The following is an 18,431-nucleotide window of genomic DNA, read 5'->3' on the forward strand; positions in this document are numbered from 1 at the left end:
ATGGCAGGAGAACTCGCATTCGACCTCGCGCCCGCGATCGCGGCGCTACCGTTCGCGTCGTTCCTGGTCGCACTCGCGCTCGGGAAGTACATGCCGAAGAAAGGAGCCATCGGTGGCCTGGCGGCCACCGGCGGTTCGCTCGTGCTCTCGCTGTGGCTGCTGATAACCGTCAACGGCGGCACGGCGTACCACACCGAGCTCCTCACGTGGGGCCCCACGGAGGCGATCAACCTCCACTTCGGCGTGCTCATCGACCCGCTGTCGGCGATGATGCTCGTCATCGTCTCGCTCATCGCGTTCCTCGTCCACATGTTCAGCCTCGGCTACATGAACGACGAGGGCGAGACGGGCCTCCCACGCTACTACAGCGAACTCGGGCTGTTCACCTTCTCGATGCTCGCGTTCGTCATGGCGGACAACATCCTCATGGCGTTCATGTTCTTCGAGCTGGTCGGCCTGTGTTCGTACCTGCTCATCGGCTTCTGGTTCCGCCAGGACGGCCCGCCGTCGGCCGCGAAGAAGGCGTTCCTCGTCACCCGCTTCGGTGACTACTTCTTCCTCATCGGCGTGGTCGGCATCATCGCGACGTTCGGGACCGGCCTGTTCGTCAGCACGGAGTCCCAGGAGTCGTTCCCGGAACTCGCCGCGGCCGCCCTCCAGGGTGGCTCGGCCGAAGTGACCACGTTCCTCGGGATGGGCCCGGAAGCGTGGTTCCCCGTCCTCGGTCTGCTCGTCCTCGGTGGCGTCATCGGTAAGTCCGCGCAGTTCCCGCTGCACACGTGGCTGCCGGACGCAATGGAGGGTCCGACGCCCGTCTCCGCACTCATCCACGCCGCGACGATGGTCGCCGCGGGTGTGTACCTCGTCGCCCGGATGTACGGCTTCTACGCGCTGCTCCCGACGGTGCTCGCGATCGTCGCGCTCACCGGTGGGTTCACCGCGCTCTTTGCCGCCACGATGGGCGTCGTCAAGAAGGAGATCAAGCAGGTCCTCGCGTACTCCACCATCTCGCAGTACGGGTACATGATGCTCGCACTGGGTGGCGGTGGCTACGTCGCAGCGACCTTCCACCTCATGACCCACGCCTTCTTCAAGGCGCTGCTGTTCCTCGGTGCAGGGTCGGTCATCATCGCGATGCACCACAACGAGAACATGTGGGACATGGGTGGACTGAAGGACAAGATGCCCGTGACCTACGCGACGTTCCTCGCCGGGTCGCTGGCGCTCGCTGGTATCTTCCCGTTCGCCGGCTTCTGGTCGAAGGACGAGGCGCTGTTCATCACCCTCGAACACGCCACCAACACGGCCGGAATCCAGGGCACCCTCATGCTCGCGGCGTACGGCATGGGTATGCTCGCGGTGCTGTTCACCGGGTTCTACACCTTCCGGATGGTCTTCCTGACCTTCCACGGTGAACCCCGGTCCGACACGGCCCGCGACCCCCACGGCGTCCGCTGGAACGTGAAGGTCCCGCTCGTCGTCCTCGGTATCCTCGCGACCGTCGCTGGGTTCGTCAACGCGGTCCCGCTGGGCATCGAGGAACTCCACCACTACCTCGACGCCGGTGAGAAGGCGGCCGAGCCGTTCCACGCGCTCACCGCCCACCACTACACCGGTGAAGAAGGACTGCTGTACGCCGACTTCGGTGCGCACTTCGGACACGGCCACGCACCGTTCTCGGCGACCGTCGCGGCCGGCATCTCGCTGGCCGTCGCGCTGGTCGGTGTCGGTGCGGCCGTCGCCCTCTACCGGGGTGCCAGCCCGACCGAACACACGGCCAAGCTCGGCCCCATCAAGACCCTCTGGTACAACAACTACTACCAGGACGAGTACCAGGTCTTCCTGGCCGAGAACGTGACCCTGCCCCTGTCGAAAGCGGCTGACACCTTCGACCAGGGCGTCATCGACGGCGTCGTCAACGGCGTCTCCAGTGTGAGCCTCACCGGCGGGTCGCGCATGAAGAAGATCCAGACGGGTGTGGTGACCAACTACGCTGCCCTGCTCTCGCTGGGGCTGGTCATCCTGCTCGTCATCGTCGGTATCACAGGGGGGTGGTTCGCATGATAAACGGCACGATAGAAGCGCTGATCGCGATTACGTTGGTCGGATCGTTCGTCGTCATGGCCAGCTCTGACCGCTACGCGGCCAAGCTGGCGACGGCCTGGAGTCTGCTGCCGGTCGGTGGCAGCCTGTACATGTGGGCCAACTTCGACGGAGAGAAGAACGCGCTGCTGGACGACGGTGTGCTGGCGTTCCAGAGCCAGGAGACCTGGCTCTCGCTGGGACCGCTCCCGGACATCCAGTGGTTCGTCGGTGTCGACGGTATCAGCCTCCCGCTGATCGTCCTCACCACCGTGCTCACGACGCTCGCACTCGTGAGCGCGTGGACACCCATCGACGAACGGCAGTCCCAGTTCTTCGGACTGGTGCTGTTCCTCGAGGCGGGGCTGCTCGGCGTCTTCACGGCGCTCGACTTCTTCGTCTGGTTCGTCTTCTGGGAGGCCGTCCTCGTCCCGATGTACTTCCTCATCGGTATCTGGGGTGGCCCGCGCCGCAAGTACGCGGCCATCAAGATGTTCGTCTACACGAACGTCGCCTCGCTGGTGATGTTCATCGGCTTCGCCGCGCTCGTGTTCGGCCTGGGCGTCGACTCGTTCGGCCTGCCCGCCGTCACAGAGGCGAGCCTGAACGCGAACCCCGCCGCCGAGACGTTCTTCGGCGTGAGCGTGGAGACCCTCAAGGTCGCCGCGTTCTTCGCGATGTTCGCCGGCTTCGCAGTCAAGGTCCCGGTCGTTCCGGTGCACACCTGGCTACCGGACGCCCACGTCGAGGCACCGACCCCGGTGTCGGTGCTCCTGGCAGGTGTCCTGCTGAAGATGGGGACGTACGCCCTGCTTCGGTTCAACTTCACGATGATGCCGGAGGTCGCGACCGTCAACGCGCCCATCATCGCGGCGTTCGCGGTCGTCTCCATCATCTACGGCGCGATGCTCGCGCTCGCACAGAGCGACCTCAAGCGCATCGTCGCCTACTCGTCCGTGTCCTCGATGGGCTACGTCATCCTGGGTCTCGTCGCCTACACGCTGTACGGCGTCGGTGGCGCGACCTTCCAGATGATCTCGCACGGCCTCATCTCGGGCCTGATGTTCATGGCCGTCGGTGTTATCTACAACACCACGCACACGCGCATGGTGACCGACATGTCCGGCATGGCCGACAAGATGCCGTACACGGTCGGCATCCTCATCGCCGGTGCGTTCGGCTACATGGGCCTCCCGCTCATGTCCGGCTTCGCCGCCGAGTTCTACGTCTTCCTGGGCTCGTTCCAGGCGACCTGGGGCTCGGGCCTCGTGAGCGCGCAGGTGTTCACCGGCCTGGCGATGTTCGGTATCGTCATCGTCGCTGGCTACCTGCTCTTCGCGATGCAGCGCACGCTGTTCGGGGAGTTCCGCCTCGAGACCGACTACGAGGTCAGCCCGGCACCGCTGCACGACATCGCACCGCTGGCCGCACTGCTCATCATGATCATCGCGCTGGGCGTCGCCCCTGACATCTTCTTCGAGATGATCAAGGACGCGACTGGCCCGGTCGCCGACCTCGTCAGTGGAGGTGGTGTCTGATGGCAGGACATATGGATCTGCAGTGGCTCGCCCCGGCGCTCGTGCTCGGGCTGACGTCGCTGCTGCTGCTCGTCGTCGACAGTATCGACCCGCGAACACAGAACCGCGGCCTGCTCGCCGGCATCTCGACCGCCGGGTCGCTGACCGCACTCGTCACCGCGGTCGCGCTGCTCGGCACCTACGGTGACCTCTCGGCGGCACCCGTGATGCCGCTCGGCGAGGCACTGGTCGTCGACCAGATGGCGCTGCTGTTCGCCATCATCGTCGCGAGCGTCACCGCCATGGTGAGCCTCGCGAGCTACAACTACATCGAGGACCACAGCTACCAGGCCGAGTACTACGCGCTCGTCCTGCTGGCTGCAACCGGGATGACGCTCATGGCGTCGGCGAACTCGCTGGCGACCGTGTTCGTCAGCCTCGAACTCGCCTCGCTGCCCTCGTACGCGCTCGTCGCGTTCCTCAAGAAGAACAAGGGCAGCGTCGAGGCGGGTCTGAAGTACTTCCTCATCGGCGCACTGTCGAGTGCCGTCTTCGCGTACGGTATCAGCCTGGTGTACGCCTCCACCGGCTCCCTGCTCCTCTCGGACGTGCAGGCAGCCATCGGTGGCGACTCCTCGGGTCTGCTCGGCATGGGTGTCGTGATGGTCATCGGCGGTATCGCCTTCAAGACCGCCTCCGTCCCGTTCCACTTCTGGGCACCGGAGGCATACGAGGGCGCACCCGCTCCCATCAGCGGCTTCCTGTCGTCCGCCTCGAAGGCGGCCGGCTTCGTCATCGCCTTCCGTGTCTTCACGGAGGCGTTCCTGACGGTCTCGGAGTCCGCCGGGCAGTTCATCGTCCTCGGCGCGGACTGGGTGCTCGTCTTCCAGATCCTCGCCGTCGTCACGATGACGCTCGGTAACTTCGCCGCTGCGACCCAGACGAACGTCAAGCGCATGCTCGCGTACTCCTCCGTCGGACACGCCGGCTACGTCCTCATCGGACTCGCCGCGCTGACCGGTGGTGGCCCGAGCGTCGCTGCCAAGATCGAGGCCGGGCAGTTCGTCCTCGCCGGCAGCATGATGCACCTGTTCGTCTACGGGTTCATGAACACGGGCGCGTTCCTGTTCATCGCGCTCGCCGAGTACTGGGGCGTCGGTCGGACGTTCGAGGACTACACCGGACTCGGTCGGAAGGCCCCGCTGGCCTCCGTCGCGATGACGGTGTTCATGTTCTCGCTCGCCGGCCTGCCGCCGTTCGGTGGCTTCCTCAGCAAGTACCTGCTGTTCGGTGCGGCAGTCGACAGCGGGTTCTGGTGGCTCGCCGCGTTCGGTGCGGTCAACAGCGCCCTCTCCCTGTTCTACTACAGCAGGGTCGTCAAGGCGCTGTGGATCGACGACCGTCCGGAGAGCAAGAAGCCGCTCAGCATCGGCAGCCGCCCGGTCGGCATCTACACCGCCGTCATGTTCGCGGCCGTCATCACGGTCGTGATGTACGGCTTCTTCGGCCCGCTCTCTGACGTGGCCGTCGACGCCGCTGGCGCGCTGCTGTAGACGCCGATTCTCCCTTTCTGGTCGGTAGGTTTTACCGTTCGGAGTGGCAACGCCGGATATGGTCTCCCGGGTCGTGTTGGGGTGTGGTGCGGTCGGGCAGCGCCTCGCCGAGAAGCTGTCGGACTGGTACGGCATCCAGCGTGTGGTCTGTGAACGACAGAGCCGCGTCGAGGCGCTCCGCGAAGAGGGCGTCGACGCGCTCAACGCGGACCCGACCGACCCGGACGTACTGGTCGATCTGGGCGATGTCGACGTCGTCGTGGTCGCCAGCGACGAGCCAGCACAGAACCGGGCTATCGCCCGTGCCGCCAGAACACGATTCACCGACGCGTTGCTCGTCGCCTACGCTGGTGTCGGCGCGACACCTGCGGAGGACGCCGACCTGGCGGCGATAGCGGACCGACTCATCGACCCGGAGACGGCGTTCGCGGCCGTCGTGGTCGACCGGGTCGCCGGGGAGCGCGCCGAGGATTCACTCGAACTTCGGCGCGTCCTCGAAGATATCGACGGGACGCTCGCGGTCGTGATGCACGACAACCCGGACCCGGACGCCATCGCGAGTGCGGTCGCCCTGACACGGCTCGCGAAAGCGGTCGGCACACCGGCGGAAGCCTGTTACTTCGGTGAGATATCCCACCAGCAGAACCGGGCGATGGTGAACCTGCTGGACCTCGACCTGCGGAACCTCGAGCGAGACGACGAACTCGGCGAGTTCGGGGGCTTCGCCCTGGTCGACCACTCCCGGCCGGGAGTGAACGACCAGTTGCCCGAGGAGCTTCACGTCGACATCGTCGTCGACCATCACCCGCCCCGCGGTCCGATACAGGGGACGTACCAGGACCTCCGGTACGACGTGGGCTCGACGAGTACGTTGCTCACCGACCACTTCCATCGGTTCGGGGTGTCACTCGACTCGACGGTCGCGACGGCACTGCTGTACGGCATCCAGATAGACACCCAGGAGTTCTCCCGGGAGGTATCGACGCTCGACTTCGAGGCGGCGGCGACGCTCCTCCCGCACGTCGACGACGTGGTGTTAGAGCGAATCGAGGCACCGAGCATCAGCGGGGATACGCTCGACACGATGGCGCGCGCCATCGAGAACCGGCAGGTCCGCGGCTCGGTCCTCGTAACCGGTGCAGGGCGGATCAACGACCGCGACGCGCTCCCGCAGGCGGCGGACAAGCTCCTGACGATGGACGGCATCACCACGACGCTCGTCTACGGGTTCATGGAGGGGATGGTTTACATCTCCGCGCGGGCACAGGGCACCGACATCGACCTCGGGGAGACGCTCCGCTCGGCGTTCGACCAGATCGGCAGTGCCGGCGGGCACGCCGACATGGCGGGCGCACAGATACCCATCACGGACGCGTTCGGGGAGTTCGAAAGCGACGAGGAGCGCGACGAGGCGATACAGGAGGTCATCGAAGAACGGTTCTTCGAGGCGACCGAGCAACTGCCGGCCTCGGTTCGCCGAACGCGCTACGACGACGACCCCGACCGGAGCGGGGAGCTGGAGTTCACGTTCGACGGGGGCAGTGAACTCCCGTTGTTGCTCCCCTCGAGCGGGTCGGACAGTGACGAGGACCCGACACTGGACGACGGCCTCACCGTTGCCGACGAGTGACGCAGAAGGGCTTTTCCCGCCCGCGCCAGTTCTGTGGTACATGGACGACGAGTCGAGCGACCACGGGAAGCCACGAGTGAAGGAGTACATGACACAGGACGTGGTGACCGTCTCGCCTGACGCGACGGTGCGCGAGGTCGCAACGCGCATCGCAGAGAGCGAAGAACACAGCGGCTTCCCGGTGTGCGACCGACGCCGTGTCGAGGGGTTCGTGAGCGCGCGAGACCTGTTGCTGTCGGCGGACGACGAGCCAATCTTCAAGGTGATGACGACGGACCTCATCGTGGCCCACCCGGACATGAAGGTGACCGATGCGGCGCGGGTCATCCTGCGCTCGGGTATCCAGAAGCTCCCGGTCGTCGACGATGCGGGGAACCTGGTCGGCATCATCTCGAACGCGGACGTCATCCGCAGCCAGATCGAACGCGCGACCCCGGAGAAGGTCGGGAAGCTCCGGCGGACCCTGGAGAGCATCCACGGCATCAAGCTCGCACAGGAGCGTCGCGAGGTGGCGCTGCGCGACCTCATCCCGACCCAGAAGAAGGTGTACGCCGACGAGCTGGAGGGCCGGCGCTACGAGCTAGAGCGCGGGCTGGCCGAGCCGCTGGTCGTCATCGACAACGGCGGGACGCTGTTGCTGGCGGACGGCCACCACCGGGTCATGGCGGCTGACCGCATCGGCATCGAGGAGATGGACGCCTACGTCATCGTCATCGAGGAGCCCATCGAGCTGGGGATGGCGAAGACGGCCGAGCGCGAGGGACTGCGCTCGCTCAAGGACGTGAACGTGGTCGATTACGCACGGCATCCGCTCGTAGAGACGACGAAACGACTGCAGTAGGGGCGAGCAGGTAGTACACGGCCGGGAACGAGTCGCTGCACTACGCAACCGCGGGACGACTCGTGGCGGGCGGTCAGGGCATGCGCGCTCTGGCCGCGGCCCCGGATAAAAAATCTCGGACAGGGGCCGGCTCACGCGGCTTTCTTCTTGTCCTTGGCGCTGACCTTCGGCGTCACCTCGAGGACCTTCCCGGCGGCGATGGTTTGCCCGGAGTCACGTAACGCGAAGCTCCCGATCTCGGGGAGTTCGGCCGCACTCTCGATGACCAGCGGTTTCTGTGGGCGCAGGGTGACGATGGCGGCGTCACCGGCTTCGATGTAGTCGGGGTTCTCCTCGACGACCTCGCCCGTCTTGGCGTCTATCTTCTTGTCGATGGATTCGAAGGTGCACGCGACCTGTGCGGTGTGAGCGTGCAGGACCGGCGTGTACCCGGCCGTGATGACCGAGGGGTGTTGCATGACGATGACCTGTGCCTGGAAGGTTTCGGCGACGGTCGGCGGGTCGTCGGCGGGACCGCAGACGTCACCGCGCTTGATGTCGTCCTTCCCGACACCGCGGACGTTGAACCCGACGTTGTCACCGGGGACCGCCTTCGACACCTCCTCGTGGTGCATCTCGATGGAGGTCACCTCACCGGTCGACCCTGAGGGCATGAACGTGACGGACATCCCGGGTTCGAGGGTGCCGGTCTCGATGCGACCGACGGGAACGGTCCCGATGCCGGAGATGGTGTAGACGTCCTGGATGGGGAGCCGGAGCGGGGCCTCGGTCGGCATCTCGGGCTCTGGCAGGTCGTCGATGGCCTCGAGGAGGGTCGGGCCGGAGTACCACGGGGTGTGCTCGGAGTGTTCGGCGACGTTGTCGCCCTCGAACGCCGAGATGGGGATGAACGTCGCGTCGTCCGAGCGGAAGTTCACCTGCTTGAGGAGCTTCATCACGTCGTCTTTGACCTCGGTGTAGCGCGCCTCGTCGTAGTCGACCATGTCCATCTTGTTGATGCCGATGATGAGCTCGCCGATGCCGAGCGTGCGCGCGAGGAACACGTGCTCGCGGGTCTGAGGGGCCACGCCGTCGTCGGCCGCGACGACCAGGACGGCGTTGTCCGCCTGGGACGCGCCCGTGATCATGTTCTTCACGAAGTCGCGGTGACCGGGCGTGTCGACGATGGTGAAGAAGTACTTGTCCGTGTCGAAGCGCTTGTGGGCGATGTCGATGGTCAGCCCGCGGTCGCGTTCTTCCGCGAGGTTGTCCATCACGTACGCGAACTCCCAGCCGCCCTTGCCCCGGGATTCGGCCTCTTCGCGGTACTGCTCGATGATGTGTTCGGGGACGTTGCCTGTCTCGAACAGGAGCCGACCGACGAGCGTGCTCTTGCCGTGGTCGACGTGTCCGATGATGGCCAGGTTCTGGTGGAGTTTTTCTGCCATGAAGTCTCACCGGTTCGCTACCGCTCGGGTAACGCACCTTCTATAATATTCGTTCGTGAGGATAATCTGCCTTTCGCGGTGTGGGTCATGGGCAGAAGGCCTTAGGGCTCCGTCTGTAGAGATGGACCATGGGTGAGAGACACGACGACGGACGGCTCCTCTCCGGCTTCCACGACTCTCTCGAGGACGCCATCTACGTGTTCGACGAGGACCGGGTGCTCGTCGACGCGAACGCACGGGTCGGAGAGGTGAGCGGACTGGGTCGCACAGAGTTGCTGGGCTGGACCTTCGACGACCTGGTCAGGACGTACGTCCGGCCTGGCGACGCCGAGCCGATGACGGCCGCGTACGACCGGGTCGAAGCCGGGTCCTCGAAGACGGAGCGGCTGGAGTTCGAACTGGTCATCGACGGCGAGGGGACGGTCCCGGCCGACGGCCGGTTCAGCACGCACGAGGGATGGGTCATCGTCGTCGTCCGGAACCTCACCGAACTCAAAGAACGCGAGCGTGTGGCAACGGAACTCTCCGAGCAGCTGGAGGTGTTGAACCGGGTGTTGCGTCACGACATCCGGAACGACATGAACGTCGTGCTCGGGTGGGCCGTCGAACTCGAACACTACGTCGACGACGGGCAGGCCCGCACCTACCTGTCCCACATCGAGGAGGCCGTCGAACACACGGTGGAACTCACGAAAGCGGTGAGAGACCTTGCGGAAGCACTCACAGCCGGGGAGTCGGTGCCGAGCAAACCATTCGACCTGGCGACCGTGGTCCAGAGTCAGGCCGTCAAGGCCCGGACGAAGTTCCCCCAGGCGACCATCTCGTACACCTCTGACGCGTCTTCCGCGCCCATCCGCGCGAACGAGATGGTGTCGTCGGTGTTCGGGAACCTGATCAGTAACGCGGTCATCCACAACGACGACGCCCACCCGACCGTCGAGGTCTCCCTCACCTGCGATGAGGATGTCGCGACGGTCCGGGTCGCGGACGACGGTCCGGGCATCCCGGACTCCCGGAAGGAACTCGTCTTCGGGCGCGGGGAGCACGGCGTCGACAGCCCCGGCACCGGTATCGGCCTCTACCTCGTGGACAGACTCGTCCATGGCTACGACGGGACGGTTCGCATCGAGGACAACGAGCCTCGTGGCACCGTGTTCGTGGTCGAGTTTCCCATCGCGGACCCGTAACCCGGGAACGTTTCATCGTACTAACGGTCGACTACTTGTCGAGGCGAACCGTCAGCCGTTCGTATGGATGCGGAGACACGAGCGACGGTATTGACGACGGTCGGCGTGACCACGGCACTGCTGGCGATGGGGCTGCTCATCGTCGTCGTCGCGCCGACGGGCCAGTCGAGTACTCCGGTGATGGTCTCTCTGCTTTCGGCGGTCGTGGCCGCGGGAATCGCAGCCATGCACCATCGTCGCACGACGCGGTAGCGGAATCGAACCGCAGGCAACCGAACGCTTTTGCCCTGGCTGGCAAAAATTACGGCCATGTACGACGAGGACGAACTCGCGGACATTCGAGCGTCGCGCGAGGACTGGGAGGAGGAGACACTGGAGCCGGTACTGGACCGGTTCGGGGAGCGAAAGGATCGGTTCGCGACCATCTCGAACATGGACGTCGACCGGGTCTACACGCCCGACGACGTCGCGGACCTTGACTACGACGAGGACCTCGGGTTCCCCGGCGAGTCACCGTACACCCGGGGGCCGTACCCGACGATGTACCGCGGTCGCACCTGGACGATGCGCCAGTTCGCCGGCTTCGGCACCGCCGAGGAGACGAACGAGCGCTTCCACTACCTCATCGACGAGGGCCAGACCGGCCTGTCGACCGCGTTCGACATGCCCAGCCTGATGGGCAAGGACTCCGACGACCCCCTCTCCGACGGTGAGGTCGGCAAGGAGGGCGTCGCGGTCGACACGCTCCGGGACATGGAGATACTGTTCGACGGGATCGACCTCGGCGAGGTCTCGACCTCGTTCACCATCAACCCGTCCGCCCCCGTCATCTTCGCCATGTACGTCGCCCTCGCCGACCAGCGCGGCGTCCCGCGCGACCAGATCAGCGGGACCATGCAGAACGACATGCTGAAGGAGTTCATCGCGCAGAAGGAGTGGGTCATCCCACCGGAGCCGAGCCTCGACGTCGTCACCGACACCGTCGAGTTCGCCACCGAGGAGACCCCGCGCATCCACCCCATCTCGGTGTCGGGGTACCACATCCGCGAGGCCGGCTCGACCGCGGTCCAGGAACTCGCGTTCACCCTCGCCGACGGGTTCGCCTACGTGGAGGACGCCATGGACCGCGGCCTCGACGTGGACGACTTCGCGCCCCGGCTCTCCTTCTTCTTCAACTCCCACAACTCCATCTTCGAGGAGGTCGCGAAGTTCCGCGCCGCCCGGCGCATCTACGCCCGCGTCATGGACGAGTGGTACGGCGCAGAGAAGCCCGAGTCCAAGCGCCTGAAGTTCCACACCCAGACCGCCGGCCAGTCGCTCACCGCCCAGCAGCCGCTGAACAACGTGGTCCGGGTGACCATCCAGGCGCTCGCGGGCGTCTTCGGCGGCACCCAGTCACTGCACACCAACTCCTTCGACGAGGCGCTCGCACTGCCTTCCGAGCGCGCAGTGCGGGTCGCCCTGCGCACCCAGCAGATCATCGCCGAGGAGTCCGGCGCGGCCGACATCGTCGACCCGCTCGGCGGGAGCTTCGCCGTCGAGGCCCTCACCGACCAGGTCGAACAGCAGGCGATGGAGTACATCGAGCACATCAGGGAGATGGGCGAGGGGTCGGTCCGCGACGGCGTCCTCGAGGGCATCGACCAGGGCTACTTCCTGCGCGAGATACAGGAGGCCTCCTACGAGTACCAGGAGCGCGTCGAGAGCGACGAGGAGATCGTCGTCGGCGTGAACAAGTACACCATCTCGGAGGACACCGAACCGGAGATCCTCAAGGTCGACGAGGAGACCCAGCAGAAGCAACTCGACCGGCTCGCCCGGGTCAAAGAAGAGCGTGACGACGACGCCGTCCAGACCCGCCTCGACGACCTGCAAGACGCTATCGAGAACGACGAGAACGTCATGCCGTACATCGTCGACGCGGTCAAGGAGTACGCGACGATGGGCGAGATCATGAAGGTGTTCGAGGCGGAGTACGGCGCGTACTCCGAGCAGATCGGGCTGGCCTGAACCGGGTTTCTTTTCTTTCCGGGCGCGTCAACGGTGGTGGGCAAAATAATCTGTCTCTTACGCGGTGGTTTCTGTAAATGATGGTCTTGGCGGCTTTGGTCCACAAAACCCTTATTTTCCGAGGTTAGGGGAATAGTCCGAAACCAATAAATCACGTTCTGGATAATTCTCGCAGCAGAGATGACCGCGATAGAAACGCGAGGACTGACGAAAGAATACAACGGGGTGACAGCCGTCGACAGTCTTTCGTTGACGGTGGAGGAGGGCGAGATATTCGGCTTCCTCGGTCCGAACGGGTCCGGGAAATCGACGACCATCAACATGCTCCTGGATTTCGTTCGACCGACGCGAGGGACGGTCTCTATCTTCGGTCTCGACCCACAGAGCGAGTCGCGCTCCGTCCGAAAACACGTCGGCATCGTTCCGGAGGGCTACGACCTCTACGACCGACTCACCGCGAGGAAGCACCTCGAGTTCACCGTCGAGATGAAGGATGCAGCGTGCGACCCCGCCGACATCCTCGAACGCGTGGGGTTGAGCGGGGACGCCGACCGGGCCGTTGGCGGTTTCTCGAAGGGGATGCGGCAGCGTCTCGCGCTCGGCATGGCGCTCGTCGGTCGACCCGACCTGTTGATACTCGACGAACCATCGTCCGGACTCGATCCGAACGGCGCACAGGAGATGCGCGAGATAGTGATGGAGGAGGTCGACCGCGGTGCGACCGTCTTCTTCTCCAGCCATGTGTTAGAGCAGGTCGAAGCCATCTGTGACCGGGTCGGCATCATGAGGAACGGGTCGCTCGTCACCGTCGACACGATAGCGGGACTCCGCGAGGCGACGGGTGGTGGGTCCACCGTCGTGTTGTCGGTCGACGAGAACCCGACGGACCACGGTCTGGAGGAAATCGACGGTGTTTCGGCGGTGACCGTTGGCGACGGTGAGGTACGGGTCACATGTACGGACCCCGGCGTGAAGTCGTCCGTCATCGCCACGGTCGAAGCCGCGGGCGTGTCGGTCACCGACATCTCCGTGGAGGAGGCGTCACTGGCTGACCTGTTCGCCGAGTACACCACCCAGGTGGTCGACGCATGAGTTCGTGGACCACCAGCACGGTCTCGATCTCGAAGAAAGACTTCGCGGATGCGGTTCGCTCGCGACTGCTCTGGGGACTCGTCGCCGTACTTCTCGTCGTCTCGGCGTCGCAGACCCTGCGTCTCCTCTCTCTCTCTCCGATGCCGTCTCGGGCGAACGGGCGGTTCGAGTGCTCGCGCTCAACCTGAAGAACGTGGTCCCCATCGTCGGCCTCATCGCGGGCTACAAGGCTGTCGTGGGAGAGCGTGAATCCGGGAGTCTCCGCATCCTGCTCGGGATGCCGACGACGCGTCGAGACGTCGTCCTCGGCAAGTTCCTGGGGCGTGTCGCGGTCGTCGGTGTCGCACTCTTCGTCGCGATGGTCGGCCTCGCCGTGGTCCTCCTCACGCAGTTCGAGGGACTCGCTGGACCACAGTCCCTGGCAATCGTTGCTCTCGTGTTCCTCTACGGGTTCTCGTGGGCCGGGCTGGCGGTCGGTGTCTCTGCCGGTGCGTCCACCCGGTTCCGTGCGATGGCCATCGTCTTCGGCCTGTACACGATGTTCGCGATATTCTGGCAGGCGCTGGTGCTCCCGCTCTTTGCGATGTTGTTCACCGGGAGCCCGGACACGAGCGGGTTAGAGCCGATCGCGCTCGCCGAGGGGCCATCGTGGTATCTGTACGTGCAGCGGCTCAACCCGGTCGAGGCCTACGAGGGCGCACGGATCTACGTCCCGTTCCTCTTCGACCCCGGGTTCACCGGAACGCTCCAGCACGCGCCGAACCTCTTCGGGGTGGCCATGCTGGTCTCGTGGGCGGTCGTACCGCTCGTCGTCGGATACTGGCGGTTCGGTCGGTCCGATCTGGGATGACGATGGTCGGGTTAGATTCACGCTCCGAGACTCGCGACCGACGGCTCCTCGGTGCGGCCGTGGCGGCAGTAGGTATCCTCCTCGCCGTCGGCGTCGTCTCGTACATCGCGGTGGTCAGTCCACACCTCCAGATAGACGACATCGAACCGCCGGCTGAACTCGACGGCGAAGCCACCTTCGCGGTGACCGTCACGAACGGCGGGATGCAGTCGTGCGACGCCCGGTTCACCGTGAAGTTCTACTCCCGGCCGAATCACGAAGGCGAGCTCGTTACGCGCCGGGGGACCACGTCTACCGTCCTCTCCCCCGGTGAGCGAACAAGGTTCAGCGCGACCGTGCAGGTACCAGACGAGGCGCAGTCTGCCCTCACCGACGTCCGGTGTACGAACCGGTACCCTTCGCTGGTCTGACCGTCTCCGGGCACGCTTCCGAACCGATGGCTCGAGTGTATCTCGTGTGGCGAACTGGTGCTCGAGCAGCCGGTTGGAGCGTAGAGCCATCCTCGAAGCAGCTGCGGAGACCGCTACTCGACGATTTCGCCCACAGTCGCGTCCTCGTCGATGTCGTACCGGGCAGCCCGGAGGGTTCCGATCCGTGCTCCCGGCCCGACCGTCACCACGTCGCCCTCGACGGTCTCGACGTCGGCGTGTTCGACCTCGATGCGCTCGCCGACCACGCGGTCCGCGACGAGGAAGCCGTCTTGCTCCCGGCGCGTGATGGTGACGTGGTCTGCCTCGATGGCTTCGACGGCTGACTCGCTGGCGAGCGACAGCGTGACCTCGTCGGCCGCGAGGCGGTCACACTCGATACCGCCCCGAATCTCGACGACGTCGGCGGCGATGCGTCGGCAGTCGATAGCCCCGTGGACCTCGACGGTGTCGGCAGAAATCTCGACGCCTTCCAGCGCGCCGTGGACCGACAGTTCGTCGGTAGCAAGGTCGGCGAACTGACCCGCCCCCTCGATGGAGACGCGGCCGGCCGAGGTGGGGCCGTCGACGCCGATACTGCCGGTCACGGTGAGCGTGTCCGTGTGCAGGGGACCGGTGACGCCGAGCGTACCGGAACAGGAGACAGTGTCGGCGTTGACGGGGCCGTCGACGCTGACCGGGCCGGCGATGTCGACCTCGGCCGCGTCGAGCGCTGCGGCGATGGAGACCGGCGCGCGGGCCTCGAACCGGGTGCAGGTGACGGCGTCGTAGTGGGCCGGCTTCGTGACGACGACCGTGTCGCGGTCGATGCTGGTGGGTGTCTTCGTGGACATGCGTCTAGCTGATTCGCGCCGGACCTCTTCAATCTATCCTAGAATGTGAGTCGACAGTGAGTGTCTTGTGAGTGCTAGCAGACAAACTTATGCCTGCAGAGGGAGTAGCTTGACGCGATGAGCCGAGAGATTCGCATCACGATAGACGACGACGAGGTGTTCGAGCGTATGAAGCGTCGGAAAGAGGCGCTCGACCTGTCGTGGGAGGAGACCCTGCGGCGCGGCCTGGACCAGGACGGCCGAGGCCCAAGTGACTCACATGAGACTCACACAACCTTGCGGCGACCGCCAACCCCACCGGCACCTCACGACCCCCGCCGGCACCACCGGCGACGGGGCCGGGGACGGGCAGGCCGCGAGAGCGACGACCGGGCACACGACGAGTTCGGCCCTGGTCACGACGACTTCGGCGACGTGAACCCGTTCGACCCCGAGTTCCAGGAGCGACTCCGGGCACAGATAGAGTCCTCGGTCCAGGAGTCGCTCTCTGGCGTCGAGACCGCGATGCGCCACGTCGAACAGGTCACGGGCGGACTGGGCGACGAGATCGACCGGCTCTCGGACGCGGAGGACGCGGTCCTCACCTTCGCCGACCTCCCGGACGACCCCGAACATCAGGTGCCACTCCGCGTGAACCTCGCGACGAGTGCCGATGGCCTCGACGTCGAGGTCGTCACCATCCGGCAGGGCAAGGGCACTGACGGGATGAACCGCTTCGCGCAAGGCGACCGGAAGACCATCACCGAGACCGTCGCGACCGGCGGGACGGGACTGCTCCGACTGCAAGACGGCGCGGAGGAGTACGCGGTCGTCCCGCGGCTCACCTGGGGCCGGACCCCGGATGGCGAGCCCACGGTGACCGGTGTGGAGATCGTCGACGTGGTGTTCGGCGAGTAGCCAGCAAACCCGCCGCAAGCGGCGGGGACCGGGGGGAATTTTTATCCCCGTCATACGTGAAGGAGTACCATGGCCGACGACAGCGATGCACCCGAGGTCGAACTGGAAGCGAGACTGGCCGAACAGGACTCGTTCGAACCACCGGCCGCGTTCGTCGAGCAGGCGAACGTCTCGGACCCGGGCATCTACGAGGAGTTCGAGGAGAACTGGCCCGAGTGCTGGGAGCGTGCGGCCGACCTGCTCGACTGGGAGGAGGAGTACACCGAGATACTCGACGACTCGGAGGCCCCCTTCTACGAGTGGTTCGGGGACGGCACACTCAACGCCTCGTACAACTGCATCGACCGGCACATCGAGAACGGCCGGAAGAACCAGGCCGCCATCCGCTGGGAGGGCGAGCCCGGCGAGACGCGCACCTACACCTACCAGGACCTCTACCGCGAGGTGAACGCGTTCGCGGCGGGCCTGCGCGAACTCGGCGTCGGCGAGGACGACGTCGTCACGCTGTACATGCCGATGGTCCCGGAGCTCCCCATCGCCATGCTGGCGTGTGCCCGCATCGGCGCGCCGCACTCGGTCGTGTTCGCGGGCTTCTCGGCGGACGCGCTCGCGACTCGCATGAACGCGGCCGAGTCGGAGTACCTCGTCACCTGTGACGGGTACTACCGCCGCGGCGACGCCCTCAACCACAAGGAGAAGGCGGACCGCGGACTGCGAGGGGTCGACCACGACGTCGAGACCGTCGTCGTGGACCGACTCGGCGACGAGCTCAAACACTTCCTCGGCCAGCATCACCACGACTACGGCGAACTCGTCGCCGCGCACGAGGGCGAGGAGGTCGAGCCGGTCGAGCGCAGCGCCGAGGACATGCTGTTCCTCATGTATACTTCGGGGACCACGGGCCAGCCCAAGGGCGTCAAACACACCACGGGGGGCTACCTCGCGTACGCGGCCTGGACCAGTCACGCCGTCCTCGACGTGAAACCCGAGGACACCTACTGGTGTGCCGCGGACATCGGCTGGATCACGGGGCATAGCTACATCGTCTACGGGCCGCTCGCGCTCGGGACGACCACGATGATGTACGAGGGCACCCCCGACTACCCCGACCGCGACCGCATGTGGGACCTCGTCGACAAGTACAAGGTCGACGTGTTCTACACCGCGCCGACGGCGATTCGGGCGTTCATGAAGTGGGGCACGAAGTTCCCCGAGCGCCACGACCTCTCCAGCCTGCGCCTGCTGGGCACGGTCGGCGAACCCATCAACCCGCGGGCGTGGAAGTGGTACTACAAGCACATCGGCGACGAGTCCTGCCCGGTCGTCGACACCTGGTGGCAGACCGAGACCGGCGGGATGATGATAACGACCCTGCCCGGTATCGGCGACATGAAACCCGGGTCGGCCGGCCCACCGCTCCCCGGCGTCTCCGCGGACGTGGTCGATGCGCAGGGTGAGCCCGTCGAGGCCGGACAGGCCGGCTACCTCGTCGTGAACAAGCCATGGCCGGGCATGCTCCGGACGCTGTACCGCAACGACGACCGGTTCATCAGCGAGTACTGGCAGGAGTACTCCGACCCCGACGCCGACGAGTGGGTGTACTTCCCGGAGGACGGCGCGAAGATAGACGAGGACGGCTACATCACCGTCCTGGGTCGGGTCGACGACGTCATCAACGTCTCCGGGCACCGGCTCGGAACGATGGAGATCGAGTCCGCCATCGTGGGCGTCCCCGGGGTCGCCGAAGCCGCCGTCGTCGGTGGCCACCACGAGGTCAAGGGCGAGGCGGTGTACGCCTACGTCATCACCGAGGATGGGTACGAGGGCGACGAGTCGCTCCGCGAGAAGATAATCGCGGGCGTCGACGAGGCCATCGGTCCCATCGCGAAACCGGAGCAGGTCATCTTCACGCCCGAACTCCCGAAGACCCGCTCGGGCAAGATAATGCGGCGGCTGCTCGAAGACATCGCGAACGACGAGGAACTCGGTGACACCTCGACGCTCCGGAACCCGGAGGTCGTCGAGGACATCGCCGAGAAGGTCCGGGGCGAGTCCGGAGAGTAGCCACCCGGCTCAACGGACGA

16 protein-coding genes are annotated in these 18,431 nt (G+C 65.6%); 14 read left to right on the forward strand and 2 right to left on the reverse strand.

The genetic code is table 11. From position 1 onward, the window contains the following. Genes nuoL through ACSC1S_RS05495 form a run of 5 tightly spaced genes read left to right on the forward strand, consistent with a single transcriptional unit; the run spans window position 1 to window position 7,623 of the window. On the forward strand, window positions 1-2,064 hold the full coding sequence (gene nuoL, locus ACSC1S_RS05475) for an NADH-quinone oxidoreductase subunit L (protein WP_435363474.1): 2,064 nt from the start codon (window positions 1-3) through the stop codon (window positions 2,062-2,064). Further along, the gene (locus ACSC1S_RS05480) at window positions 2,061-3,620 is read left to right on the forward strand and encodes a complex I subunit 4 family protein (protein ID WP_435363475.1); all 1,560 of its coding nucleotides are present in this window, start codon (window positions 2,061-2,063) and stop codon (window positions 3,618-3,620) included. Before nuoL ends, ACSC1S_RS05480 begins: the two co-directional genes overlap by 4 nt. Continuing rightward, window positions 3,620-5,152, forward strand: coding sequence for an NADH-quinone oxidoreductase subunit N (locus ACSC1S_RS05485; RefSeq protein WP_435363476.1), 1,533 nt, complete (start codon window positions 3,620-3,622; stop codon window positions 5,150-5,152). Before ACSC1S_RS05480 ends, ACSC1S_RS05485 begins: the two co-directional genes overlap by 1 nt. Before the next feature lie 58 nt (window positions 5,153-5,210). Further along, the gene (locus ACSC1S_RS05490; protein ID WP_435363477.1) at window positions 5,211-6,782 is read left to right on the forward strand and encodes a DHH family phosphoesterase; all 1,572 of its coding nucleotides are present in this window, start codon (window positions 5,211-5,213) and stop codon (window positions 6,780-6,782) included. A gap of 40 nt (window positions 6,783-6,822) precedes the next feature. Beyond that, entirely contained in the window at window positions 6,823-7,623 is an 801-nt protein-coding gene (locus ACSC1S_RS05495) for a CBS pair associated ParBc domain-containing protein (RefSeq protein ID WP_435363478.1), read from the forward strand. Window positions 7,624-7,754: 131 nt separating this feature from the next. Here the strand turns inward: ACSC1S_RS05495 and tuf are convergent, their stop codons facing one another. Then, a complete protein-coding gene (gene tuf, locus ACSC1S_RS05500; protein ID WP_435317895.1) occupies window positions 7,755-9,050 on the reverse strand; it encodes a translation elongation factor EF-1 subunit alpha in 1,296 nt (431 codons plus the stop codon). A gap of 128 nt (window positions 9,051-9,178) precedes the next feature. Between tuf and ACSC1S_RS05505 the strand changes: the two genes are divergently transcribed. From ACSC1S_RS05505 to ACSC1S_RS05535, 7 genes are all read left to right on the forward strand, one after another. Continuing rightward, on the forward strand, window positions 9,179-10,237 hold the full coding sequence (locus ACSC1S_RS05505; RefSeq protein WP_435363479.1) for a PAS domain-containing sensor histidine kinase: 1,059 nt from the start codon (window positions 9,179-9,181) through the stop codon (window positions 10,235-10,237). Between the two features lie 63 nt (window positions 10,238-10,300). Further along, window positions 10,301-10,489 (forward strand): hypothetical protein, encoded by a 189-nt coding sequence (locus ACSC1S_RS05510; protein WP_435317897.1) that lies wholly within the window; start codon window positions 10,301-10,303, stop codon window positions 10,487-10,489. 57 nt (window positions 10,490-10,546) lie between these two features. After that, window positions 10,547-12,247: a methylmalonyl-CoA mutase family protein gene (locus ACSC1S_RS05515; RefSeq protein WP_435363480.1), complete on the forward strand. Its 1,701-nt coding sequence runs from the start codon at window positions 10,547-10,549 to the stop codon at window positions 12,245-12,247. A 180-nt stretch (window positions 12,248-12,427) separates the two neighbouring features. Beyond that, window positions 12,428-13,339, forward strand: coding sequence for an ABC transporter ATP-binding protein (locus tag ACSC1S_RS05520; RefSeq protein ID WP_435363481.1), 912 nt, complete (start codon window positions 12,428-12,430; stop codon window positions 13,337-13,339). Further along, window positions 13,336-13,527: a hypothetical protein gene (locus tag ACSC1S_RS05525; RefSeq protein WP_435363482.1), complete on the forward strand. Its 192-nt coding sequence runs from the start codon at window positions 13,336-13,338 to the stop codon at window positions 13,525-13,527. Before ACSC1S_RS05520 ends, ACSC1S_RS05525 begins: the two co-directional genes overlap by 4 nt. Beyond that, window positions 13,509-14,189 (forward strand): ABC transporter permease subunit, encoded by a 681-nt coding sequence (locus ACSC1S_RS05530; protein WP_435363483.1) that lies wholly within the window; start codon window positions 13,509-13,511, stop codon window positions 14,187-14,189. Before ACSC1S_RS05525 ends, ACSC1S_RS05530 begins: the two co-directional genes overlap by 19 nt. 59 nt (window positions 14,190-14,248) lie before the next feature. Continuing rightward, on the forward strand, window positions 14,249-14,599 hold the full coding sequence (locus ACSC1S_RS05535; RefSeq protein WP_435363484.1) for a hypothetical protein: 351 nt from the start codon (window positions 14,249-14,251) through the stop codon (window positions 14,597-14,599). Window positions 14,600-14,712: 113 nt separating this feature from the next. Here the strand turns inward: ACSC1S_RS05535 and ACSC1S_RS05540 are convergent, their stop codons facing one another. Next, window positions 14,713-15,450 carry a hypothetical protein gene (locus ACSC1S_RS05540; RefSeq protein ID WP_435363485.1) on the reverse strand — a complete coding sequence of 246 codons (738 nt, stop codon included), beginning with the start codon at window positions 15,448-15,450 and terminating at the stop codon, window positions 14,713-14,715. Between the two features lie 117 nt (window positions 15,451-15,567). On the opposite strand from ACSC1S_RS05540, the gene ACSC1S_RS05545 reads away from it, so the two are divergent. Beyond that, a complete protein-coding gene (locus ACSC1S_RS05545; RefSeq protein WP_435363486.1) occupies window positions 15,568-16,347 on the forward strand; it encodes a hypothetical protein in 780 nt (259 codons plus the stop codon). 69 nt (window positions 16,348-16,416) lie between these two features. After that, window positions 16,417-18,411: an acetate--CoA ligase gene (gene acs / locus ACSC1S_RS05550; protein WP_435363487.1), complete on the forward strand. Its 1,995-nt coding sequence runs from the start codon at window positions 16,417-16,419 to the stop codon at window positions 18,409-18,411. The last annotated feature ends 20 nt before the right edge of the window (window positions 18,412-18,431 follow it).

It is taken from the genome of Haloarchaeobius pelagicus, assembly GCF_051207375.1.
Taxonomy (GTDB): domain Archaea; phylum Halobacteriota; class Halobacteria; order Halobacteriales; family Natrialbaceae; genus Haloarchaeobius.